The 19,529-nt window shown below is 55.4% G+C and carries 29 protein-coding genes; 16 read left to right on the top strand and 13 right to left on the bottom strand.

What is annotated here, in order from left to right; genetic code table 11:
- Positions 1–230: 230 nt before the first annotated feature.
- The 8 genes from IEW18_RS20480 to IEW18_RS20515 all read right to left on the bottom strand — a co-directional run bounded on the left by IEW18_RS20480 (position 231) and on the right by IEW18_RS20515 (position 4,181).
- Positions 231–473 carry a hypothetical protein gene (locus IEW18_RS20480; protein ID WP_188559754.1) on the bottom strand — a complete coding sequence of 81 codons (243 nt, stop codon included), beginning with the start codon at positions 471–473 and terminating at the stop codon, positions 231–233.
- A gap of 619 nt (positions 474–1,092) precedes the next feature.
- A complete protein-coding gene (locus IEW18_RS20485; protein ID WP_188559755.1) occupies positions 1,093–1,560 on the bottom strand; it encodes a hypothetical protein in 468 nt (155 codons plus the stop codon).
- A gap of 107 nt (positions 1,561–1,667) precedes the next feature.
- Entirely contained in the window at positions 1,668–2,078 is a 411-nt protein-coding gene (locus IEW18_RS20490; RefSeq protein WP_188559756.1) for a hypothetical protein, read from the bottom strand.
- Between the two features lie 34 nt (positions 2,079–2,112).
- Positions 2,113–2,472 (bottom strand): hypothetical protein, encoded by a 360-nt coding sequence (locus IEW18_RS20495; RefSeq protein ID WP_188559757.1) that lies wholly within the window; start codon positions 2,470–2,472, stop codon positions 2,113–2,115.
- 141 nt (positions 2,473–2,613) lie between these two features.
- Entirely contained in the window at positions 2,614–2,841 is a 228-nt protein-coding gene (locus tag IEW18_RS20500; protein ID WP_188559758.1) for a hypothetical protein, read from the bottom strand.
- A 108-nt stretch (positions 2,842–2,949) separates the two neighbouring features.
- A complete protein-coding gene (locus tag IEW18_RS20505; RefSeq protein ID WP_188559759.1) occupies positions 2,950–3,159 on the bottom strand; it encodes a hypothetical protein in 210 nt (69 codons plus the stop codon).
- A gap of 299 nt (positions 3,160–3,458) precedes the next feature.
- The gene (locus IEW18_RS20510; RefSeq protein WP_188559760.1) at positions 3,459–3,668 is read right to left on the bottom strand and encodes a hypothetical protein; all 210 of its coding nucleotides are present in this window, start codon (positions 3,666–3,668) and stop codon (positions 3,459–3,461) included.
- Positions 3,669–3,755: 87 nt separating this feature from the next.
- On the bottom strand, positions 3,756–4,181 hold the full coding sequence (locus tag IEW18_RS20515) for a hypothetical protein (RefSeq protein WP_188559761.1): 426 nt from the start codon (positions 4,179–4,181) through the stop codon (positions 3,756–3,758).
- Positions 4,182–5,261: 1,080 nt separating this feature from the next.
- On the opposite strand from IEW18_RS20515, the gene IEW18_RS20520 reads away from it, so the two are divergent.
- From IEW18_RS20520 to IEW18_RS20575, 12 genes are all read left to right on the top strand, one after another.
- On the top strand, positions 5,262–5,789 hold the full coding sequence (locus tag IEW18_RS20520; RefSeq protein ID WP_188559762.1) for a hypothetical protein: 528 nt from the start codon (positions 5,262–5,264) through the stop codon (positions 5,787–5,789).
- Positions 5,786–5,971 carry a DUF7167 family protein gene (locus IEW18_RS20525; protein ID WP_188559763.1) on the top strand — a complete coding sequence of 62 codons (186 nt, stop codon included), beginning with the start codon at positions 5,786–5,788 and terminating at the stop codon, positions 5,969–5,971. The genes IEW18_RS20520 and IEW18_RS20525 overlap by 4 nt, the downstream gene beginning before the upstream one ends.
- Before the next feature lie 3 nt (positions 5,972–5,974).
- Positions 5,975–6,235, top strand: coding sequence for a hypothetical protein (locus tag IEW18_RS20530; RefSeq protein ID WP_188559764.1), 261 nt, complete (start codon positions 5,975–5,977; stop codon positions 6,233–6,235).
- A 1-nt stretch (position 6,236) separates the two neighbouring features.
- Positions 6,237–6,479, top strand: coding sequence for a hypothetical protein (locus IEW18_RS20535; protein ID WP_188559765.1), 243 nt, complete (start codon positions 6,237–6,239; stop codon positions 6,477–6,479).
- Positions 6,479–6,619, top strand: coding sequence for a hypothetical protein (locus IEW18_RS20540; RefSeq protein ID WP_188559766.1), 141 nt, complete (start codon positions 6,479–6,481; stop codon positions 6,617–6,619). Before IEW18_RS20535 ends, IEW18_RS20540 begins: the two co-directional genes overlap by 1 nt.
- 4 nt (positions 6,620–6,623) lie before the next feature.
- Positions 6,624–6,842, top strand: coding sequence for a hypothetical protein (locus IEW18_RS20545; protein WP_188559767.1), 219 nt, complete (start codon positions 6,624–6,626; stop codon positions 6,840–6,842).
- The gene (locus tag IEW18_RS20550) at positions 6,842–7,549 is read left to right on the top strand and encodes a deoxynucleotide monophosphate kinase family protein (protein WP_188559768.1); all 708 of its coding nucleotides are present in this window, start codon (positions 6,842–6,844) and stop codon (positions 7,547–7,549) included. The genes IEW18_RS20545 and IEW18_RS20550 overlap by 1 nt, the downstream gene beginning before the upstream one ends.
- Before the next feature lie 61 nt (positions 7,550–7,610).
- Complete coding sequence (locus tag IEW18_RS20555; RefSeq protein WP_188559769.1) at positions 7,611–8,171, top strand: hypothetical protein; 561 nt, start codon at positions 7,611–7,613, stop codon at positions 8,169–8,171.
- A gap of 155 nt (positions 8,172–8,326) precedes the next feature.
- A complete protein-coding gene (locus IEW18_RS20560) occupies positions 8,327–8,626 on the top strand; it encodes a hypothetical protein (RefSeq protein ID WP_188559770.1) in 300 nt (99 codons plus the stop codon).
- A 50-nt stretch (positions 8,627–8,676) separates the two neighbouring features.
- Complete coding sequence (locus tag IEW18_RS20565) at positions 8,677–9,603, top strand: hypothetical protein (RefSeq protein ID WP_188559771.1); 927 nt, start codon at positions 8,677–8,679, stop codon at positions 9,601–9,603.
- Between the two features lie 296 nt (positions 9,604–9,899).
- Positions 9,900–10,589, top strand: coding sequence for a hypothetical protein (locus tag IEW18_RS20570; protein ID WP_188559772.1), 690 nt, complete (start codon positions 9,900–9,902; stop codon positions 10,587–10,589).
- Between the two features lie 6 nt (positions 10,590–10,595).
- Entirely contained in the window at positions 10,596–12,677 is a 2,082-nt protein-coding gene (locus tag IEW18_RS20575) for a hypothetical protein (RefSeq protein WP_188559773.1), read from the top strand.
- On the opposite strand, the gene IEW18_RS22065 is transcribed toward IEW18_RS20575, so the two are convergent.
- The gene (locus tag IEW18_RS22065; protein WP_188559774.1) at positions 12,667–13,128 is read right to left on the bottom strand and encodes an HNH endonuclease; all 462 of its coding nucleotides are present in this window, start codon (positions 13,126–13,128) and stop codon (positions 12,667–12,669) included. The two genes, IEW18_RS20575 and IEW18_RS22065, sit on opposite strands and share 11 nt — an antisense overlap.
- Positions 13,129–13,217: 89 nt before the next feature.
- Here IEW18_RS22065 and IEW18_RS20585 point away from each other — a divergent pair, with 89 nt between their 5' ends.
- Complete coding sequence (locus IEW18_RS20585; protein ID WP_188559775.1) at positions 13,218–15,626, top strand: hypothetical protein; 2,409 nt, start codon at positions 13,218–13,220, stop codon at positions 15,624–15,626.
- Positions 15,627–15,655: 29 nt separating this feature from the next.
- Here IEW18_RS20585 and IEW18_RS20590 read toward each other — a convergent pair whose 3' ends face one another.
- Positions 15,656–16,495 carry a DNA cytosine methyltransferase gene (locus IEW18_RS20590; RefSeq protein ID WP_188559776.1) on the bottom strand — a complete coding sequence of 280 codons (840 nt, stop codon included), beginning with the start codon at positions 16,493–16,495 and terminating at the stop codon, positions 15,656–15,658.
- 120 nt (positions 16,496–16,615) lie between these two features.
- On the opposite strand from IEW18_RS20590, the gene IEW18_RS20595 reads away from it, so the two are divergent.
- Together IEW18_RS20595 and IEW18_RS20600 are read left to right on the top strand one after the other, a co-directional pair.
- The gene (locus tag IEW18_RS20595; protein ID WP_188559777.1) at positions 16,616–17,158 is read left to right on the top strand and encodes an HAD domain-containing protein; all 543 of its coding nucleotides are present in this window, start codon (positions 16,616–16,618) and stop codon (positions 17,156–17,158) included.
- On the top strand, positions 17,155–17,574 hold the full coding sequence (locus IEW18_RS20600) for a hypothetical protein (protein WP_188559778.1): 420 nt from the start codon (positions 17,155–17,157) through the stop codon (positions 17,572–17,574). The genes IEW18_RS20595 and IEW18_RS20600 overlap by 4 nt, the downstream gene beginning before the upstream one ends.
- Here IEW18_RS20600 and IEW18_RS20605 read toward each other — a convergent pair.
- The 3 genes from IEW18_RS20605 to IEW18_RS20615 are packed head-to-tail and all read right to left on the bottom strand — an operon-like array spanning position 17,571 to position 18,314.
- Entirely contained in the window at positions 17,571–17,837 is a 267-nt protein-coding gene (locus IEW18_RS20605; protein WP_188559779.1) for a hypothetical protein, read from the bottom strand. The genes IEW18_RS20600 and IEW18_RS20605 overlap by 4 nt on opposite strands.
- Positions 17,834–18,148 carry a hypothetical protein gene (locus IEW18_RS20610; protein WP_188559780.1) on the bottom strand — a complete coding sequence of 105 codons (315 nt, stop codon included), beginning with the start codon at positions 18,146–18,148 and terminating at the stop codon, positions 17,834–17,836. The genes IEW18_RS20605 and IEW18_RS20610 overlap by 4 nt, the downstream gene beginning before the upstream one ends.
- A gap of 1 nt (position 18,149) precedes the next feature.
- Positions 18,150–18,314, bottom strand: a complete 165-nt coding sequence (locus IEW18_RS20615) for a hypothetical protein (protein WP_188559781.1) — start codon at positions 18,312–18,314, stop codon at positions 18,150–18,152.
- 97 nt (positions 18,315–18,411) lie between these two features.
- On the opposite strand from IEW18_RS20615, the gene IEW18_RS20620 reads away from it, so the two are divergent.
- Entirely contained in the window at positions 18,412–19,515 is a 1,104-nt protein-coding gene (locus IEW18_RS20620; protein WP_188559782.1) for a hypothetical protein, read from the top strand.
- Positions 19,516–19,529: the final 14 nt, after the last annotated feature.

Below are 19,529 nucleotides of genomic sequence, written 5' to 3' on the forward strand. Positions count from 1 at the left end.
TAGATATTTAATCCACTGCCTTTCTGTCATTACTACCCACTGAGAGGGCATGTTTTCCCAGGCTGATTTGGCGTCCTTGCGTTTGGCAAACCTAATGCTACCTTCGGCGGCAGTCATTGGATTCACGCAGACGTAGCGAGTTTCTGTCTTTGACTTATTCATTTTGTGGGGTTGGTTAAAGTGAGAAGGAAAGATAAGATGCTGCTGCCCGCAAACCAGACATTATGTGTCTACTTAGTTCGGTAGTCGTTGATAATGCCACGTAAGGCCCAAGCCGCAATAATGCTATTTGCCTTTTCGGGGTCAGCCATATTCACGTTGCGAGCGGGCCAGCGCGTACCGTCAGAGTAGCGCACGTAGATAGCCGTGTAGCCGGGCTCTATGTCGTCAAATAGATCAACGCCTACGGTGGCGAGTTGGGGAATATCGGCGGCGGTAGTGTGCGGCCATTCGGATGCGAGACGGTGAGTCATAGTGGTGCGGGGTTGGTTATAGTTGGCGAAAGTCGCCGGTTTTTGTTTCTCTGTAATGGGCTACTACTCGCGGGTTTTCCCAGCTCAACACGCTCAATATGTGGCGATAACTGGTCTTTACTACCCCGTATTGGTAGGTGCATTTACGTTCCACAATGAGCTTTTTATGCCCTACTTCTACGCGGAATTGTTTATTAACTGAATTGCCTGCTACGGCGGCTATTGCCTCGTAAGTAGCTGACTTAGGGTCGAGTGTTATAATATCCATCGTGTTATGTGGTTGGGGTTGTTCGGGTTGGTTAAAGTTGACTGAATTATGCGCTGTAAGGGTCGCGCCGTGCCTCTCTTGCATAATATTGAGCATCCTGTTCGGCTTCCCAATTAGCTACCTCCTCATCCGATGGGAGATAAACAAAAGCTACTTGCTCGGCATACGGCAGTTTCTCATGCAGTATATTGTGGGTGTAAGTAATATTACGCCCATCGACTACCCCTGTGGAGCCGTGGGGGTGTAATCTTCTTTGTTGGTTGTAGTATCCCATTATCGTATGTGTTTGGGGTAAAGCCTCCTCAGTGCCGGAGTTATCGGCAGACGGCCGGAGCCGTTTCGGCGGGTTGGTTATTGGTCCAGTAGGTTAGCTAGTTCAAACTGCTCATCGGGTGTAATGCCCAATAATTCCAGCTTTTCAGATGCTTTGACGCAAGCCTTATAGATGCGCGTAGCGCGTTGGTATTCTTTCCGGCTGTCTACATTCCAACCAAACTCACTCATCAAATCCTCTACGTTGGTTGCATTTATGCCCGTAGTAGCATCCGAAACAAAGCAGCTTAAAGCACCTTTTAAGGCTGCGCTGTCAAGCTCTTGAATGCCTTTATTATAATTAGACTGCGAGTCAAAGAAATCAAATGTGGCCTTTTCGCCGTTGCTGCTTTTAACTGTGACTTTGAATTTATTATGCTGGCGGCTGTCTTCGCTATTTGGAAACGGCACCCGCAATGCTTTAATGGTAGCTTGTACAGTTAGCCACACATCGGCGCATTGTACAGTATAAGCGGGAGCAATAGCGGCAGTAGTGGCGTTTTTCATGGCGGTATGAGACAAAAAAGCGGGGGTATGGCACTAGGATAGTGCGGAAAAATTCGGTGAATGAGGAGGGGAAAGCGAAACTATTTTTCGCGGGGTTGGCGGGTTGGTTATAGTGCGGTAAAGACTTGAAAACCCAAACTAATCAGGTAGTCTTGCACGGCTCCTGTTCCCCGGCCGCCAAGGCTAATAGGGGTTATTATGCCGTTCCGGTCCAGGCAGTCAGCAAAAGACGCCGAACGCTTGTCGTAACCACCACCCCCCGCCGAGCCAATCACAAACGAAGTAAGGTGCAAATCTTCTGCGTTCCGTTCGGGTGCGCCAAAAGCCGCAATCCCCGCGCCGTGATGTACAATAACGCTGCATTTCCATTGCCCGCCCGCGCCAATGCTCCATATTATTTTGCCGGCTTCTTTTCCGTTGTATAACAGCAGCCACACAGAGACGTTGTTAAAAGCGGAAGACTCCAACAGGGACTTAGCAGATACTTTTACTTTTGGTGCTTTTATGGTGGTATTCATGGGGTTGGTATGGTGAGTTGTGAGGGGTTGATTTTTAGGCTTCTTCGACGTATAGCAGGACATAGCAGTATGTCTCACCGTCATCATTAAGCCCGTTACGTTCGTAAAATTCCGCTACGGTTTCACCTTTTAAATCCTTTGCTACCGACGGTAGATAGGCGGTATCATAGACTTCGGAGGCGCATTCTACGGCGTCGTTATATGCTTCCTGTGGGGTGCTCCCGATGCCCGTATACACCTCTGTATAGTACTTGTCCTTGGCAGTCTTCACGGCGTGAATACTCGCGCCGGGGAAGTAATCAGGCGTATCAATACCACGATTTACAACCTTAAAGGATTTGATAGCAGCGAGTCCAAGAGTCGTAGCCTGTTCTTTTTTATCTGCGAGTTTCATCTGAGTATATGTTGAATTGCGAGGGCTAGAATTGAATACCTAACGCGTCGGTAACGGCGAACCAAATGGCTTTTGCTTTGCCGTGTTTGCAGGCAGTGGTGTAGTAGCGGTATTCGGTGCGGAAGGTGTGCAGCATGGCGTTTAGTCTTCAATAGTGAAAAACTCATTTATTGCACTTAGATCGAGCAGATAGCCGGAGCCTATATGCCCTTTGCCGGCCTTGTCTACCATTACCGACTCTGTATTTCTGTAACCGGGGGAAGTAACTACCATACGCTGTCCCTGCTTAATCTTAACCTTTCGGCCCCGTGCGCCTGGCGTGGAAAATTCAATACCTGTTTTTGCTATTAAGTAAGTGCCTTGTTTCATGGTATTGTGTGTTAACAAAAGGTTGAAAGTACGTATTTTCTTCGTTGGTTGGGGAAAAGAAGAGGAGGAAATTTTCGTCCTCCTGTTTTGCCTTTATTTATGTTGTTGCTAGGCTTGTTTTGGTCGAATTGTATAGGTGTCGTAGCTATATATTTTGTGATTTTCGTAGCTAAACCCTGATAATTTATGGAAAGCCCCGAAGCACCCCGCGTTAGTGCCGGTCTTAAGCACCTCTTTTGTCTGGTCGTTAATCAGTTCGTAGTATTCTGCTGGCTGTAGCGCACTGGCAATGTGCGGAGCAAGGATTTTTGGTTTCATTCTCGTTATTGTTAGTGGTTGATGCTGTAAATATATGTTGGTTTACTGAATTAACCAACTATTTGTTACTTTTTTTCTGATTTATTTTTTCTGTTGTGCGCTGGCTTATCAAAGTGTGTGTCGTTTTCGGGGCAATCAGCTATTACCTCAACCCCGTATAGCGTTTTGGTTATCAGCTTGCCGGCCTTTAATAGCTTACTGATTCTAGCGCGGGAAACACCTTTCTTTTCAGCGTACTCAAACTTTCGGAGGTAGGTAGTGTTACTCATTTTCTTTGCTTGCTGCAAGCTATCGTTTGCCTATGAAACAGGCACTGCTTCTGAGCTGGCAATGCGACTAATAGCCTCGGCTGCATTAGACCATCTATCGGCCTCTACATAAGATTGCCAGTTGGTTTCTAAGTGGTCAGCTTTTTCGTGGCATACTTCACTGGCGGCCTCTAATAACTCGGCTAGGCTGGCGCTGTCTATTATCTGCTCTAACAGGTCTTTGATTACTTGCTTATTCATGGCGTTGTGTGTTTTGGGTTACTTGATGAATCAAATGTATAACGGGTAAACGAGTTAACCAAATAAACAGGTTAATTTATTTTCAAACTATTTCATAACTGACTGTTTATCAGTCTTATTATTTTCTTTCTTCTTTGTGTAGGTCCGGCGAATCTTGCCTCGTCCGGCACCCGTCAGCATTTCCCCGCACGTTCTGAGTTCTCGCCGGATACGCTCTATAAGTAGTAGTCCGGCAACCGTGACCACCAGCGTAGGGGTAGACTTGCCCGCACTAGCCGTTCCCGTCCGTTCCAGCCAGCCAGCCGCAATCAGCCTACGTGCTGCCTTATATAGTTTATGCCGCTTGTCTAGCCCTGCTTTGTATAAGTCATTCACGAGCACGCGCTGCCCCATCTGTCCCAACTCATACGTCCAGGTCAGCATTTCTAGGTCAAGCAGCCGGGAGCCTTCGCGTTCGGCTACGCGTTGGTAAGCGTGACGGGCAAGGGAGGGAAAGCGTAAGGAGATAGCCATAAGCCACAAGGTAGGCAAGGAAAGTACATGCAAGTTCCGCGCAAGTCACCCCGCTAACGAAAGATTATTTGCCCCGTCGGTTCAGCTACGAGCAAGGGCAAGAGTGTACAGTGTGGGATGTAGTGGTGAGAGGAGAGGAATAGTAGGTATATGTCTGGCTCACTCTCTCACTCACGCCCCCTCCCAGCCTCATATCCCCGCCTGACCAGCAGAAAGGAGGCCAAACCCCATTTGGCATTTTACAAAGGGACGTTTAATAAATGCCAAATGCACGTATATCCGGCTTTCCTGTTCCTCCTCGCACACTATGCAGGAGCTTTGCTTGCGGGATGGGGGTACGGGGGTGGGTCGTTGTTTGGGGGTAGGGGGTTTGGCAGAACGGTTTCCGGTTGACGCGGCGAGTGGGCAGAACGTAGGGCTAGGTCATTCATCACACCCTCAGAAATAGTTCATCACACCCTCATCTCTGCCAAATCTGCCTCAAAACACCTCCTTATCAGCCCACTTTTCAGTCAAAACCACTCACTTTTCACCTGATTTTCTCTCAAACCCGACCAAAAGGGAGGGAAAACCGCCTGCTGGCTCATGGCTTTTGGGCTCCAAACATGCCGTGAAAGTTGCCACCTGTGCAAGTGGCCGGAAAAGGAGCATGTATTGTGGTTTCGCTATGTAGGTGAGAGACTACCCATATACCAGTTACTTTAATTTCCCTAAGAATGAAATTTATTCCCACTCATAATCAGATAGTTGCAAGTATATACTGGTGTTGATAGTACAATAAATATGCACTATGCGTATATTCACTGCACAATAGCACCTAATACAAGCCCAAAACTTATGTTGACACCCCAAGAAAAGGCATACCGCTCCCATCTCAAGCGGAGTTACAAGCGGTACAAGTGGAGAATTGGTTCGCGCCGAGGACGCCGGAGAATAGCCGAGATATTCAGCGACTTGTACGAGCGGCGAAATAGGGAAATCAATGGCCCATATCGACCTGGATTTAGCTGGACGCGAGACAGGATTCGTTTGGTCCGCTCGCTACTGGCAATGAATAGGGCGTCTAAGCCATAACTCGAAATGAATCTATCCAGACGAGAATCCTTGCGCATGGCGGTGCCGGACATTAAAAGCCACCGCCATTCCACCAACCCATTCCTTGAGAATTGGGAGCCGCCCTTCGTGGAGAAGATGAAGCGCATCGACGTAACCGGCAAAGGCTACCTAGACAACAAAGGAGTTGAGCTAACAGGTAAAATGCTGGTCCCAATAAAGAAGGACGCCGACCGCTTCGTGAAACTGGTTCACTCTACCCTTTCGGAGCTAACGAACCTCTCGACCACCGCCGTTGCCGTCTTGGCTTACATTATGCACCAGGCCCTGCCTAACAACAGTATTGTGTATCTGCCGACCGAAGAGGCGTTAGAGTTCTGCCGATTCCGGCAGCCCAAGAGTTTTTACGATGGCCTGAACGAGCTTATCCTTTACCAGTTCGTTGCGCGTAGTGAAAAGCGCTACTTCTACTTTCTTAACCCGCAGAAACTATTTAACGGCCGACGCAAGAACATGAAAGCATTGTATCACAAACCACGAAAACACGCAGCATGATAATCAAGGTAAATTTCTCCCTAAACATTGGCTTAATAGGCCGTCAAGAAGACACGATAGAAATTGAAGTCGAAGACAATTTCTATGAGTTGCCGGAAGATGTTCGGGATGCCATCCTAGAATATGAATGGAAAGAATGGGCAGGCAATTACATTGACGGTAATATTAAAATTGTTGAGTAAACCATGCTGACAGTCACCCTCTCCTTCACGCCCCTGAGCGCCGACAAGCCCCGCGTCATTACCTGGGCCGACCCGCAGCCTTTCCCGAAAGAGTGGAAGGACGAGTACCTGGACCAGATACGGCAGGTAGAAGCCAGCGGCCCCGAGCTGCGGCTTATCACCAGCAGCTTCATTAACCTCCCAGCCTTCGCCGGGAGGAACGGGCCAATCACCCGCTGGTACGGCGACCACGCGAAATTCATCATCGGCAACCTGTTTAGATAGCATGGACTACGAAGCAGAATACAAGCGTGCCCTGGCCGCCTACTACCAACTGGACCAATCCATCATCGACATTCTTGGCCCCGCGTTGGGCTATCCAACTGGCCCCTTCCCCGAAGTGTGTGGCACTTGCGAAGGCGGCCCTTGCAGCCAAATTGATAAATGCAGCAAGCAGTGCCTGTCTGCGCCCTATACGGCAGAGGATTTGGCCTTTGAAGCTGCGCACCAACTCAAAACCAATCGGTAATGCACGACTATCTGGACGACCTTATCGACTTTGTAATCGACGGCCTGCTCTGGTACTTCAACCCGGACAGCAAATGGAAGCCGCTACTCTGGCTGCTGACCCTTGTTCTTTTCCTTTTACTCATCAACCGAGACAACTAACCCCATGAAGTATCAAACCACTGCTTTCGATTCTGCCACCGCCAAACCAATAGAAGCCTGCTTGATGCAACTTATGCAGGTAACATGGGACGGCGACTTGATTAGTAAGAGCCACCGCAAATGGCTGGCAGAGGCTGGCCTAGTCGTTCGGCATGATGGCTGGAATATGATTACGCCTAAAGGCGTCATGTATCTTCTTGATTTGGGCTTAATTCACGCATAATGCATAATCTTAAACTACTAGGAATCAGCGGGAAACGCGGTTCCGGCAAAGGAGCAGTAGTTTCTATCCTCGAATACCACTGCGGCTACCACCACCCGGACGTTATCGTGCTCAACTTCGCGGACCCGCTGAAATCCGTGTGCGCCACGCTGGAAAACCCATTGGAGGGCGAAGCCGATGCCGAGCCGTACTACACGCAGGAGGGCAAGGCCGCTCCCTCGGGCCTGCTGGGGCTAACTCGCGGCCAGCTCCTGCAAGACGTGGGCCAGGCGCTCCGGGATAAGCACCCCTCGATTTGGGTGGATGTAACGACGAAAACCGTGGCCGCGCTGCTGCCCAAGTTGGAAGAAGACGAGGTTATCGTTGTGGCCGACATTCGCTACCCAAACGAAGCGGAGGCTATCAAGAACCTTGGGGGTATTCTGCTCCGCGTAGAGGGCGACCCGCTCGGGCAGCGCGGCGACGGCACCCGCGACGACAACCATCCCAGCGAAACGGCGCTGGACGAGTACGCAGGGTTCGACCAAATATTGCTCAACAATGGCACATTGGACAGTTTAAAGCATGGAGTGCGAGAGGTGCTGGGTGTGCTTCCGCACTGCAAGGGCGGGCAGCGAATAGCCAGTGCCAGAACTGGAAACTCCCGGTGGAGACGCGACTTCCGGCCATTGTCAGAGTTATTGGCCGAGACGAAAAAGACATACTAAGCGCCTTTACCCAAAGCCCTGCCCTAAACCAGCAGGGCTTTTTCGTTACCTTGCCTGAGCTATGCCCGACCGTCTTTCGTCCTCTCCCCGCCTGGGCGGCTCCGTGCCGCTGGGCCGCTACTCTACCGCCCAGCAGGTGCAGAGCCAGCACCTCTCCGACCGCAACGCCACGGCCGAATACCTGGGCCGGTTCAGCCAAGACCCACGCGGGTTGCAGGAAGCCTACGGCGCGGCCATCAACGACGTGCCCCACCCCGTTACCGGCCAGCCCGTGAGCTACGCCGCCCTGCGAGCCGAGTTTGCCCGCAACTCCCGCCCCCTAACCGAATCGGCGGCCTACCGCCAGGGTGGCTACAAAACCACCGACGACTTCCTGCGTGCGCAGTTCGAGGCGGGCAGAAAGCGCCTCATGCAGCGGGCCGTGCAGCAGCCCCAGGTCAACGCCTTTGGCCTGCCTGCCCAGGGCTCGGCCGACGCGGTGCGCCGTCAGAACTTTATCCGCGAAACCCAGGTCGTGTTGCCCGATGGCTCGCCCGTGCAGGTGGTGGCCGCCGACCTGGCCCGCCGCCGAGCCATGCTGCCGACCAGTGGTCAGGCCGTCGCGCCGGGGTTCTCGCGCTAACGAAAATAAAGTTCGTTGACTAGTTGCCCGTAGCGGAAACAATTTGTACTTTCGACACGTTGTTAACCCATCATACCATGTCGGAAGAACTTCCCAAACAAGAGGCAATAGTACGCTCTATTGCTCCAAAAACCACATCACCACAACTCATCGCTATGGCTGACCACTCATCCCCATTGGAGAAGATGCTGACGGACCAACTCGCCCAGTACGAGGAGGAATTGTTGAAGAAAGAAGAAGAAAACCAGCGCCTGCGTAACATTATTGACTCCAAGGTAGAGGACCAACTGGCGTGGCAGCAGGATTTTGAGGCTGCCGCGCTAATTCACAAAACGCTGGATTGTGTGTCCGCTCGGGGCGATAAAGATCAACAGGATGCCCTACGCAAACGCCTGCACGAGATTCTGCTCAACGGCGTCACGTTTCCCCGCACCGAAGGTAATAACGCGGCGTAGTGGCAGAACAACTACTCTTACGAGCCCCGGCGAACTGCTTCATTGTGTCCGTGCCGAAGCGGAAAGTGCAGGTGGAGCGGGCGAAAAATCCCGATGGGCTGCTGCTGACCCTGCCCACCTACCGCGACGACGTGCGCGAGCTGGACTACGCCCTGCGCAACGGCTTGGAGTTCAACATGGAAAGCGAGGCGCTGGAGCCCCAGCACCCGGAATGCGGCCTGGCTACCGTACTGGCCGTGCCGGAGCGCCTGACGGACGAGTTGGCTATCTGCGCTGGTCCCTTCTCGCGCACCAAGGGCAAGTTCGTGCGCTCGGACAATGGCCGTAGCCCGTTTGTGGAGTCGCCCATCTACTCGCAGGAAGTTGCCATTCCCCGCACGGCGGCCGACATTCGGCAGACGGTACGGGTTGGCGACGAGGTGTTCGTGGGCCACTTGGCCTTCACCGACGAAAGCGAGCTGCCCGGCTACCCCGGCCTGTATCGGATTCCGGTAAGCGAGGTGGTGTATCGACGCTATAAGACGAATACACTACTCCTAAGCAATCCACCCCAGCCAAAATATGCCATTGAGCCTTTTGGCGGCTATTCCCTGCTGCGCAGGGTATTTACTAAGCCTGCGGAGCGCGGGGGCTTGCTGCTGGAACCAACAGTAATAGACAACGAGGGGGTAGTCGCCTACGTCGGCGAGCCGCTGGGGCAGCAGTCGTTTCGCTTGCAGCCGGGCCAGCAGGTTGTATTCGGCAGCGGCCACGGCACCACGTACACCATCGAGGGCGAGGAACTGATTGCCGTGCGCCAGGACTATGTATTAGCCGTGCGTGAGCCGCAACCAGCGCAACAAAACGCGGGTGTTATTGAAATCGCCAATCAGCTATTCAAAGGCCCCCGCCCCCTGACTGGTTTAGAGTACGATGTTCTGACGGAGGTTGCCAACCGGGAGGCGCTGAAAGAGTCAAAAATCCCTGGAATGCTTTAGCCATGAGTAAGTTCTACGAAGCGGTAAAGCGCCACTTGAGCGACAACAAGCAATTCAGGTTGCTGATAGGCTGTCCAGGTGGATTTGAAGCGGCTCGGCTCATGGGGTGGAATAAGAGGCCCTTGCGCAGTGGCGCGGGCAGGGTGTGGTATCGTCAGTACACGCACATTCCGCTGCACCTCCCCTGCTACGACGCCTAAATTCAGATTGTACAACAATATTGGAAACACCCAAAGAGCGGATTGTCCGTACTTTGGGTGTTTTGCTTACTACCTTGCTGGCAACCAACCTGTCCTATGCCAGCAAAAGACCCGCAGTATATCCACGCCTTCGGCAAGTACGACCCCACTAAGCTCAAGGCCAACGAAACCATCCTAGACCGCTGGCCTGAGTTGGCGGTCAATGACGTGTTTGTAACCTACGGCCAGGGCGATAATGACAAGTACCTGCGCTACTGCCTGTACTTGGGCCAGGGCAGCGGCCTGCACCGCTCCGTAACCGATTGGGGCGACCGGAAGCGCGAGGCGCTACGCCTAGCGGGCATTGCTCCCGGCGACCCCCGCGCCGAAAAAATCCTAACTCTCACCGACGACGGCGTTTCCGAGATGCGCTGGCAGTGGATGCGCGTGACTAGTAACCGCAAGTTCCGCGCTTACGTGGCGGGCTGCGAGGCATTCGAGCAAACCTGCGAAAAGGTGGAGGCGGCTATTCCCGAGGCCGGCGCCGGAGCTGACGAGCCGAAGTTTGTAGACCTGAGCAAAGGCAAGCCTGCCAACAACGACCTCAAGGCCGACGCGGAAATGCGGACCTACACCTCGCGTATTGCCGTGTGGCGCGACCTGCACGAAATGGAGAAAGAACTGTCGGCAATGGAGGCTGACTTGTTCTTTGGTGACAAGGACATGGAGGAGTTGTCGGTGCAGAAGATGGCCGAAGAGAACGGTACGAGCTGGGAGGATATTATTCACCGCGAGCGGAAGAAATAAGCCCCTATGCAGCGCGGAATCGAATTTACCAAGTGCAAGGACGGGCGACTCAAGGCCATCATTGGCGAAATGGAGTGCTTTACCCCTCCCATGCCTAAGACCCCCGATGGGTTTCTCAACGGGCACGTCAAGAAGAAGGCGGACCAGCGCTGGAAGCGCGACTTCCCCGACGAGGAGGAAATTGAGCGCCTGAGCGAGTACGACCAGGAAGCCTTGCGTACCCGCGAGGCGCTGCGGCTGCTTTACGGGGCGTGGTTCCTCAACGATGGGGAGCCTACCTACCTCACGCCTGACCACTACATGTTCCTCACCCACTTCCAGCTCATCAACTCCACCTACCCCGACTACCGGGAGGTGGACGGGGAGGATTTTCTGTGGACGATGAACGTGGAGGCCGACGAGCAGTGCATCGGTGGCGTGTTCATGGGGGCTCGTCAGCGCGGCAAGACCGCCCGCCGCGCCTGCCGTATCCTGCGGCTGGCAATGGTCACGCCCGGTGCTCACCTCGGCATTCAGAGCAAGACCGACGACGACGCCCGCGAAGTACTGAACACCTTCATTTCGCACGCGCTGCGGAATATGTCGCCGCTGATTAAGCCCGTTACCTCGCTCACCACGGACGACCCCAAGACCGAAATTGAATTTAAGGCCCCGGCGCGGCGCGGCAAGACCGCCCAGGCCAGCAAGAAGGTACGGGCGCTGAACTCGCGTATCACCCGCAAAAACTCCAAGCCAAACGCCTACGACGGCCGCACCCCCTTCGAGCTACTGTCGGACGAATGGGCCAAGAAGCAGGACTACGACACGGAGGAGCGCATGACCGTTATGAGCCGCCCTTTGTGGCGCGGCGGCAAGCGCATCGGCCGTATTTGGATGTACTCCACGATTGACGAAAAGGAGGATTTTGAGCCCGAAATGCCGGAGCGGGTCTGGAATAACTCCAACCCAAACGAGCGCAACGACAAGGGGCGCACGGAAACCGGGCTGGTGCGCCTGTTCATCCCCTCCTACAAGGGGCACATCATGGATGAGTACGGCCGCTCGCTCATTGCCGAGAGCATTGCCGACCTGGAAGCCTCCTGCCCGAAAGACCCCATCATGGCCCGCCGCTACTGGCGGGCCAACCCGCGCACCGTGGAGGATGGCCTAAGCTCTGCTGGGGGCGACTCCATCCTTAACCTGGAAGCCCTGAACGAAACCCTGCGCAAGCTGCGGGGCGGGGAGATTCCCGACAACGTAGTGCAGTGGGGTAACTTCGCCTGGACCGATGAAACGCGCACGGCCGTCAAGTTCGACCAGGTGAAAGACCCCAAGAACGGGCGCTTCTGTGTGGTGCGGCGCTGCTTTCCCGACCAGCAGAACCACGTCGAGAGCGACGGCTACGTGCAGAACGAAATGGGCCAGATGGTGCAGCGCTGGAAACCCCTGCACGATTATCGGTTTGCCATCGGCATTGACCCCTACGACGCCAAGAGCGTAGCCAAGCTCTCCACCGCCTCGAAGGGGGCGGCCTACTGCTTCTGGAAGTACGACTCGCTCAACGAGGAAAAGCGCGACAAGCCGGAGTACTGGCCCAGCGACTCGTTTATTGTCGAGTACGTCAACCGCCCGCCCCGCCCGATTGACTTCTACGAGGACATGATTAAGCTCTGCCACTTCTTCGGCTGCAAAATCCTGCCCGAGCGCCAGAAGCCCGGCATTATCCACCACTTCCAGAACCGGGGCTACGCGGCCTTTGTGAACGGCGAGGTGGCCCTGACCGACATTGCCGCCCGGAAGCTGCGTAAGAAGAAAGGCAAGCAACTTGATAACTACGGCCACGCTGCCTCGGTGCAGGCAACGGAGGAATGGGCGGGCCTGCTGGCAACCTACTCCCACGGGCGGCTGGTGGATGACTTCCGCCGTATGCCCTTCCCCGCCCAGGTCAAGGACTGGCTGGCTCTGAACGTGCTGGACACGCAGAAAAACGACGCCGCCGTGGCCTCGGGCTGGACGCTTATGCTGGCCCGCCAGTTTACCCGGCCGCCCCGCCCCGCCTCCTCTGTGAGCAGTTCCGCCTTCGACCTGCGGCAGTACTTCAACTTCTGAGGTCTTTTTTCTTTTGGTAGCCCCTTCGCTGCCTAGTCCTCTCGCATGTTTTACACCGTCGATACATCTTGCCGTTTATTCGTAGGTTATAGATATTGCCTTCGGTATAAGCGTGTCCGTTCTTGCAGCAAAGCAATGGGCCGCCATTTCTAGTGTTGCCGTTTTCGGAGCGAGTTTTTGCTATATCATCTTGATTGCCAATGCGAAGATGGCTCGGATTCAAGCATCTTCGATTTGCGCAAGTCCTGTAAACTTTCTGCTGTTCTGGTATAGCGCCATAAGTCAGTTCATATGCAATTCTATGGACAGTAACAACACGTCCATTGTAGAGTAAGTATGGCTGACCCTTGGAATTTACCCCTCCCTCCCAGAGCCAGCAGTCGCCCCCTTTGTTTACTTGGGTCCAAAGACGTTCGGGAAAAGGCTGTTTAGTTTTAATGTATTTACTCATGTCTTAATAGTACAAGAAACTTTCGTTACCGCCAAATCCTCCGCGAACAATATTTGTACCTTGCCCATTAGCCACACTTCCCGCGCTACATGGACCTTACCTCCCTCGGCCTTGCGCCGGTTGCCCCACCTGACCTTTCCTCGACCGACCCCGCCGACAAGACCCCGCTCTACATTCGCCAGTGGGGCTTGTGGTTTCTTTCCGCCTACCAGCGCTCCGGCACCCAGGACTTCCATGCGGGCTTTACCTCCGGGCGCTACGCCCTTGCCGAACGCTACCTGAACGGGGAGCACCAGCCCACGCCGGTTCTCAAGGACGACAAGGGCGAGGTGGACGCCGAGCGCATGAGCAAGCTGGACTTCCGTCCCCTGCCCTGCCTCAAGCGCCCCATGCGGGCCTTGGATGGGCTGCTGGCCGACTACCAGTACGACCCGACCTGCTCCATCCTGGACGACGAGGCCGTGGCTGAGCGCAACGCCTACGAGGGTCAGGCCCGCGCCGCAATGGAAGTCGGCCCGCGCCTGCAACAAATGGGGCTGGAAATGCCCTTGCCCGAAGGCATGAGCCAGCCCCCGCTCGATGAGGATGACCTGGGCCTGCACATGGAAAGCGAGTACCAGCACCCCGACGGGCGGGTGATGGAAAAGAAGCTGCTCAAAGGGCTGGATATGGCCCGCTACGGCTTCCAGGAAGCCCAGCTCTGCGCCGACGCCTACACCTACGGCGTGCGCGTACAGTGGCAGAAGCCCGTGGCCGGGGTGCGTATCCCTACCCGCATTCGCCCCCACGACGCCTTTATTCTCCCCTCCCAGGACGAAACGTTTAGCAACCTGCAAGGCGGGGCGCACCTGGAACATATCCCCCTCTCCGGCCTGAAAGCCGAGGTGGCGCAAGACCCGACGAGCCCGCTGTCGAAGCAGAATTGGGAGTCGCTGAAATCCCACGCCGAGGCTACGCTGTCCAGCGGCGGCCGGTTCGGCACGACCAGCTACGACCAGCAGCGCGAGCGGGAGCTGGCGGGCTTAATTCCCGTCATTCGCTTTTCCTTTATCGCCACCGAACTCGTTACCGATTCCCAGGGCGGACAGGTGCCCACGCAGTTCGTGTACGAAGGCACGCTCCTTCCCGGCATCTCGGCTGAGGACGGGCAATGGGTGGGTTACAACTGCCGCAAAGCCTTCGGCCAGCTCCGCGCCGAGGACAACCCCTTGAAAGCCCTGCCTCTGTACACGGTGTACGCCCCCGGCCTGATTGGCGGCAAAACCCGCTCGCTGGTGGAGGACTGTATGCCCGCCTACGATGGCTTCAACCGGGAGTTTATCAAGATGCAGGATATGGCCGCCAAGTCGCCGCAAGCTATTATCCAGTTTAACCCTGATGCTATTCGAGCGCACACCCTCGAAAGAGGTGCAGAAAAAACCGAAGCAGGCGTGCAACAAGCTATTCGCACCATGTATAAGCACGGCTGGATACTTGGCGGCGGACCGTATGTTAATGAGGATGGGGATACGGTACAGGCTGATACGGTTAAAATAATCCCGAATGACATTTCGGCCATCCTTGCCCAGCATTGGAACTCGATGCAAAGCTATCTGCGCCAGATTGAGGACTTAACCGGCATCAACCAGAGCGTCGCGGCCGGTAACGCCAAGCAGGACGTGGCGGCCAAGAGTCAGGAAATTGCCATTCAGGGCAGCGTGAACGCGCTGAACTTCCTCTCGCGGGCCAAGGAGTACTGCTTTCTGCATAACTGCCGGGCCATGTCGTTTTCCATTCAGGACGCGGAAACCCCCGCTGGCGAAGGAATGCCGCCGAAGCAGCCGCTCACGGGCGAAGTAGCCCTTCCCGGTGGAGCAGTCGAGGTGCTGGCCCCGCGCCCTTCGTTGGCCCTGGATAAGCGCCGCGTGTACGTGCTCATCGAGCGCCTGCCCTTGGAGCAGGAAAAGCAGGAGTTTACCCAGCAGCTCGGCCAGTACACCATTGCCGCCCCCGGCCAGCAGGCGCTCTTGACCCCCGCCGACATTCAGGTGGTGCAGGGAGCCCGCACGCTCAAGGACAAGTGGTACAAGCTGGCAACGCTCGTGAAGCGCAACCGCCAGGCGCAGATGCAGCAAGCCCAGCAGCAAAGCGAAATGCAGAGCCAGTCGGCCATGCAAGCCAACGAGCAAAGCGAAATGCTCAAGGCCCAGAACGCCGAGGCGGCCCACGGCTACAAGATGGCCGAAATTGCCGCCCAGGGCGAATGGTCGCTCAAGGGCATCTACGCCCAGGCCGAGGCCAACGCCAGCAACCTCGACAAGCAGCTCGCCGTGGACTTGCAGAAGCAGGCCATGATGGGCGAGCAGGCCGCCAGCAAGCACGAGCGGGAGCTGGCCCACGACGCCGAGCAGCAGGACGCCGACCGCCTGCACGAGTCCTTGCAGTTGCAGGACAAGATTGCGGGCGACGTGGAGAAGGAGAAAGCCAAGCCGAAACCCAAGCCAGCCGCAGGGAAATAGAAAAGGCCCGTCACACGACGGGCCTTTTTTTAAGCAGCCTGTGCAAAAGGATGTTGTTGTAGCTTGACTTTCGTAAGCCCACTTAGCAAGTGGGCAATAACATCAACCGTCCATCCATTGCCTAGCAACTTTAGGCGCTGACCGTGGCTCAACCCATTGTCAGTGTAGCCCACGGGAACGGTTTGTAGTAACTCGCACTCCTCGGCCGTAAGGTGGCGAAACACCCCGTCCACAATGACTCCATTCAATTTCTCTACATAAGAGGCTACTACGCAGTTGCTCTTGCCATCTTTCCGAACATTTGTAAAGGGTAGCACGCCTTTTGGCGTTACTTGATTGCGCAGAGCTGCGCCTTGTCCGCCTGGTACGAACTGGTCAAGCGTAATGCCCATGTCTATCGGCGCGCAGGCATCGGGTAGATTTGTCCAGTACCATCTATCCCGGTTCTGCGCCGATACAAGGGCGCTATTAATGCGAATTGGCTCTACCCCCAATAATTCAGTTATGATGCGGCGGTCCTCGTCTTTAATCTTGCCAACATTCTCAAGCAGGAAATAGGCTGGGCGGCACTCTTGCCATACTCGGTAGTACTCGTAAAACAACTTGCTTTTGTCGCCTTTCAAACCGAGTCGTCCGGGGCGAAGGTCTTGGCATGGGCTACCCCCTATAAGCAGATCAATCTGCGGTAGATCAGCAGCGGCAACACTGGATACGCAGCCCAAGTGCTTCGTGAAAGGAAAGTTCTTTCGCGTTACGGCTATGGCGTGCTTGTCAATTTCGGACGCAAAGTAGTTGTCATGGGCAACACCAGCGCGTTGCAAGGCCAGTTGGCCGCAGCTCATGCCATCAAAAAGGCTAAGTACATTCATGTGATATGGCGATTGAATACAGGGCAATAGTACATATCAGATTAATTATGTGCAAACTTTCAGCGAAATTTTCTTTCGCTACCTCTTGGCGTCCAGCGAAAACTTCTCGTACTTTGAAGTATGAGCAAAGTATGTTTCTTAGACATTGACGGAGTGATTGCCACCAACGAGTCCCTTTATGTGGCGATGGCAAACTACTACGGCGTCCCGGAGGGCAAGTTATATCGTGAGCGTATCCATGAGGCATTCGACACCAGCAATCTGCCGCGAATGATGCTATCGGGAGACTGCTGGCCGTTTAGCCACCATGCTATTCGACAAGTGTATCGGCTGTTGCGTGAAACCAACTGCGAGTTCGTAGTTAGCTCCTCCTGGCGCTATTCGGACTCGCCAGAGGATATACGCAGACTTGAATACTTGTTCAATGCCAAGGGGCTGCACATTCGCCTGCGTGACGTAACAAAGCGCAGTAAAGAGGCGATTCGTGGACTGGAAATCCAGGAGTGGTTAGACCGGCACCCCGACATTACTACCTACGTCATTCTGGATGATGAGGCATTTGACATTGCCCAGCACCACCCAAAAAACCTTGTGCAGTCCACGCAGCAATTAGGCTTTACCAAGCCGCTGTGTGACCAAGCCATAGCCATTCTTAACGCATGAAAACCGACGACCTGAAAGCGGCTGCCCTTAAGATTGAGCCCGATATTCTGCGCTCCGAGCTGGCAACGGCCATCCTGCTGGCGGCCAAGTACGACGAGGTGATGGGCTTGCCGGAAGGTAGCAAGGTGATGAGCAACGCCCCCGGTGCGCTGGCTTACTGCTGCGAGCAAGGCTGGCTGCAAAAGCGCGACTCTATGGGCGTAGTGGAAATCTGGCGCTGCTCCAAGCCGGGGCAGTGGGCCACGATTCCCAGCAAGCCCCGCGAGTTGGACAAGGCCGCGCTGCTGGCCCGCACCCGCAAGCAGGAAGCCAGCCACGTTCTCGCTGGCAACACGCTGGATGCCGAGCAAAAGAAAACCGGCCGCTCCAAGAAGAAGCAGCCGGTTGCCGTGCCCCAGGGCGAGCTATTTGTTTAGCCCCTATAACGCTCAAACTCTGCATAGGCCAAGTACTCGTGTACTTGGTCTTTGTTGTTGTATTGAAGGGTGCAATACCACTTGTCGCCGTCGTGGTCAAACCAGCCAATATCATACTTCCTACGAATCATGCCAATCTGGTCCTTGACCGTGTAGCAGATCAACACGGCCTGCGTTGCCACGCTGTAATTGTCGGCAGGCGGCAACTCCATGTTCAACTCGTAGGGCTTGTCGTAGCCTAAGTCAATCTTAATCCAGTTCATTCGCAGGTTGTCCAGTATTCGAGTGAGAAATGCAGGGTGAGGTAATACAGGGTTTTCGTGTCCGGGTCAGCCTGCGCGTAGACGTGCAGTCCACCGGAGCTGCGGTAGCAAAATCCGGTTTCTAGCGCTGCCTGAGCGGCCCCTTGCAAGTACGTTCGTGCTGCCTGGCGCAACTCTACCACGTCGGGCACTGCGGCGGGCGTGGTGCGTGCCCACTTCCAGCCTATCAACTCCATGTGGCGCTGCACCTTATGGAAGTCGAAGGTGTCCATGATTTCGTCTATGTGCTCTTGGGTGGTGCGGCTGCTCATGCTATTGAATGTTTTCGTGTTTGAGGCCGATACGGATAAGCTCGCGTAGGGCGGCGGCGCGGGAGTCGAAGCTGGCGGCGTATCTTGATACGCGCTCCTGGTCGTAGGTGGAGAGAGTGGTTACCTCTCGATTGGGGTTTCTCGTGGGTTTCGTTTCGCTGGGCATTTCCTGTGCTGATTGAGGGCTGAATTAATGATGCAAAGTACGCATTTATTTCGCTCTGTAGGTTTCTTCGCCCTAGGCAATCAACCAGCCCTACCGAATGGACCCAAGTACGCACGAAGCTCTATATGGCACTGCCCCCGCCCCCGAAACGGTGCCGCAGCCTGCCGTAGCAGATGCTCAACCTCAATCGCAAGATCAACCCATTGTCCAGTCTGGCAATGATACCCCTGTATCCACTGCGGTAGTGGACCCGGCCGCCACCCCTTCCCCTGCTGCCGCTGCCACCCCCGCCACCCCGGATTACAACGCCTACCTGCAAGAGCAGTTCGGTGTAAGCGACCCTGCCGCTATCAAGGCCCAGCTTGCCGAAGTAGCCCGCGTAGCCGAGCTGGAAAAAAACCAGCGCACGCAGGCCGACCTCACGATTCAGCAGTGGCTCACGGAAAAGCCCGCCGAAGCCCTCGAATACTTCCGCTTACAGCAGACCGACTTCAACGCCGCCCCCGGAAAGGACGTGCTGCTGGAAGTGTTCCAGCGCAGCCCCGAAATGGCGGGCCTCTCCGCCGACGTGGTGAAAACCATCTTCGAGGACGAGTACCAGCAGAAGTACGGCGTGCTGGACTTTGCCGACGACACCGACCCGGAAACCCAGCAGAAGGTGCGCGTGGCCCAGGCCCGCCTCACTCAAGCCGAAACCGCCGCCCGCGCCCAGATGAACGGGGTGAAAGCCGCCGCGCAACTGCCCGTGCCGCAGGCTCCGACCCAGCCCTCCCAGGCCGACATTGACCGCATGGTAGTCGAGCACCAGCAGCGCCTCGACGCCTACCTCGCCACGGGCAAGGAAGTGTTCAAGGTGGGCGACCTGGACGTGGAGGTGCCGGTGACGAACCGCGAAGCCTTCATTGCCGCCGCCGACGACCCCATTGCCTTCATCAACAGCTTGATTCTTACCCCCGAGGGGCAGCCCAACTACGCGGGCATCAACCGCCTGCTCGTGCAGCTCACCCAGGACGTAAGCGGGGCCGCCTTGGCCGCCTACCAGGCCAAGCAGCCTGCCTCCGTGCCGGTGGCTACGCTCACCAACCCCCCGGCTCCGCAGGCCGCGCCCCCGGCTGCCGGTGACTGGATTGCCTCCATGCGCCAGGCCGTTGCCGAGCGCGGGAGCGTGAGCACCAACAACAGCTCTATTTACGGATACTAACCACGTTTCTTTTC

It is taken from the genome of Hymenobacter glacieicola, assembly GCF_014640315.1.
In the GTDB taxonomy this organism is placed as follows: Bacteria; Bacteroidota; Bacteroidia; order Cytophagales; family Hymenobacteraceae; genus Hymenobacter; species Hymenobacter glacieicola.

Bases quoted from the DNA above. Each gene is read 5' to 3' on its own strand.
- IEW18_RS20520 (WP_188559762.1), top strand. From the start codon at position 5,262: ATGAATCTATCCAGACGAGAATCCTTGCGCATGGCGGTGCCGGACATT.
- IEW18_RS20510 (WP_188559760.1), bottom strand. From the start codon at position 3,668: ATGAATAAGCAAGTAATCAAAGACCTGTTAGAGCAGATAATAGACAGC.
- IEW18_RS20555 (WP_188559769.1), top strand. From the start codon at position 7,611: ATGCCCGACCGTCTTTCGTCCTCTCCCCGCCTGGGCGGCTCCGTGCCG.
- IEW18_RS20525 (WP_188559763.1), top strand. From the start codon at position 5,786: ATGATAATCAAGGTAAATTTCTCCCTAAACATTGGCTTAATAGGCCGT.
- IEW18_RS20515 (WP_188559761.1), bottom strand. From the start codon at position 4,181: ATGGCTATCTCCTTACGCTTTCCCTCCCTTGCCCGTCACGCTTACCAA.
- IEW18_RS20480 (WP_188559754.1), bottom strand. From the start codon at position 473: ATGACTCACCGTCTCGCATCCGAATGGCCGCACACTACCGCCGCCGAT.
- IEW18_RS20610 (WP_188559780.1), bottom strand. From the start codon at position 18,148: ATGAGCAGCCGCACCACCCAAGAGCACATAGACGAAATCATGGACACC.
- IEW18_RS20560 (WP_188559770.1), top strand. From the start codon at position 8,327: ATGGCTGACCACTCATCCCCATTGGAGAAGATGCTGACGGACCAACTC.
- IEW18_RS20490 (WP_188559756.1), bottom strand. From the start codon at position 2,078: ATGAATACCACCATAAAAGCACCAAAAGTAAAAGTATCTGCTAAGTCC.
- IEW18_RS20530 (WP_188559764.1), top strand. From the start codon at position 5,975: ATGCTGACAGTCACCCTCTCCTTCACGCCCCTGAGCGCCGACAAGCCC.
- IEW18_RS20620 (WP_188559782.1), top strand. From the start codon at position 18,412: ATGGACCCAAGTACGCACGAAGCTCTATATGGCACTGCCCCCGCCCCC.
- IEW18_RS20535 (WP_188559765.1), top strand. From the start codon at position 6,237: ATGGACTACGAAGCAGAATACAAGCGTGCCCTGGCCGCCTACTACCAA.
- IEW18_RS20495 (WP_188559757.1), bottom strand. From the start codon at position 2,472: ATGAAACTCGCAGATAAAAAAGAACAGGCTACGACTCTTGGACTCGCT.
- IEW18_RS20575 (WP_188559773.1), top strand. From the start codon at position 10,596: ATGCAGCGCGGAATCGAATTTACCAAGTGCAAGGACGGGCGACTCAAG.
- IEW18_RS20485 (WP_188559755.1), bottom strand. From the start codon at position 1,560: ATGAAAAACGCCACTACTGCCGCTATTGCTCCCGCTTATACTGTACAA.
- IEW18_RS20590 (WP_188559776.1), bottom strand. From the start codon at position 16,495: ATGAATGTACTTAGCCTTTTTGATGGCATGAGCTGCGGCCAACTGGCC.
- IEW18_RS20570 (WP_188559772.1), top strand. From the start codon at position 9,900: ATGCCAGCAAAAGACCCGCAGTATATCCACGCCTTCGGCAAGTACGAC.
- IEW18_RS20615 (WP_188559781.1), bottom strand. From the start codon at position 18,314: ATGCCCAGCGAAACGAAACCCACGAGAAACCCCAATCGAGAGGTAACC.
- IEW18_RS20545 (WP_188559767.1), top strand. From the start codon at position 6,624: ATGAAGTATCAAACCACTGCTTTCGATTCTGCCACCGCCAAACCAATA.
- IEW18_RS22065 (WP_188559774.1), bottom strand. From the start codon at position 13,128: ATGAGTAAATACATTAAAACTAAACAGCCTTTTCCCGAACGTCTTTGG.
- IEW18_RS20600 (WP_188559778.1), top strand. From the start codon at position 17,155: ATGAAAACCGACGACCTGAAAGCGGCTGCCCTTAAGATTGAGCCCGAT.
- IEW18_RS20605 (WP_188559779.1), bottom strand. From the start codon at position 17,837: ATGAACTGGATTAAGATTGACTTAGGCTACGACAAGCCCTACGAGTTG.
- IEW18_RS20585 (WP_188559775.1), top strand. From the start codon at position 13,218: ATGGACCTTACCTCCCTCGGCCTTGCGCCGGTTGCCCCACCTGACCTT.
- IEW18_RS20500 (WP_188559758.1), bottom strand. From the start codon at position 2,841: ATGAAACAAGGCACTTACTTAATAGCAAAAACAGGTATTGAATTTTCC.
- IEW18_RS20540 (WP_188559766.1), top strand. From the start codon at position 6,479: ATGCACGACTATCTGGACGACCTTATCGACTTTGTAATCGACGGCCTG.
- IEW18_RS20505 (WP_188559759.1), bottom strand. From the start codon at position 3,159: ATGAAACCAAAAATCCTTGCTCCGCACATTGCCAGTGCGCTACAGCCA.
- IEW18_RS20550 (WP_188559768.1), top strand. From the start codon at position 6,842: ATGCATAATCTTAAACTACTAGGAATCAGCGGGAAACGCGGTTCCGGC.
- IEW18_RS20595 (WP_188559777.1), top strand. From the start codon at position 16,616: ATGAGCAAAGTATGTTTCTTAGACATTGACGGAGTGATTGCCACCAAC.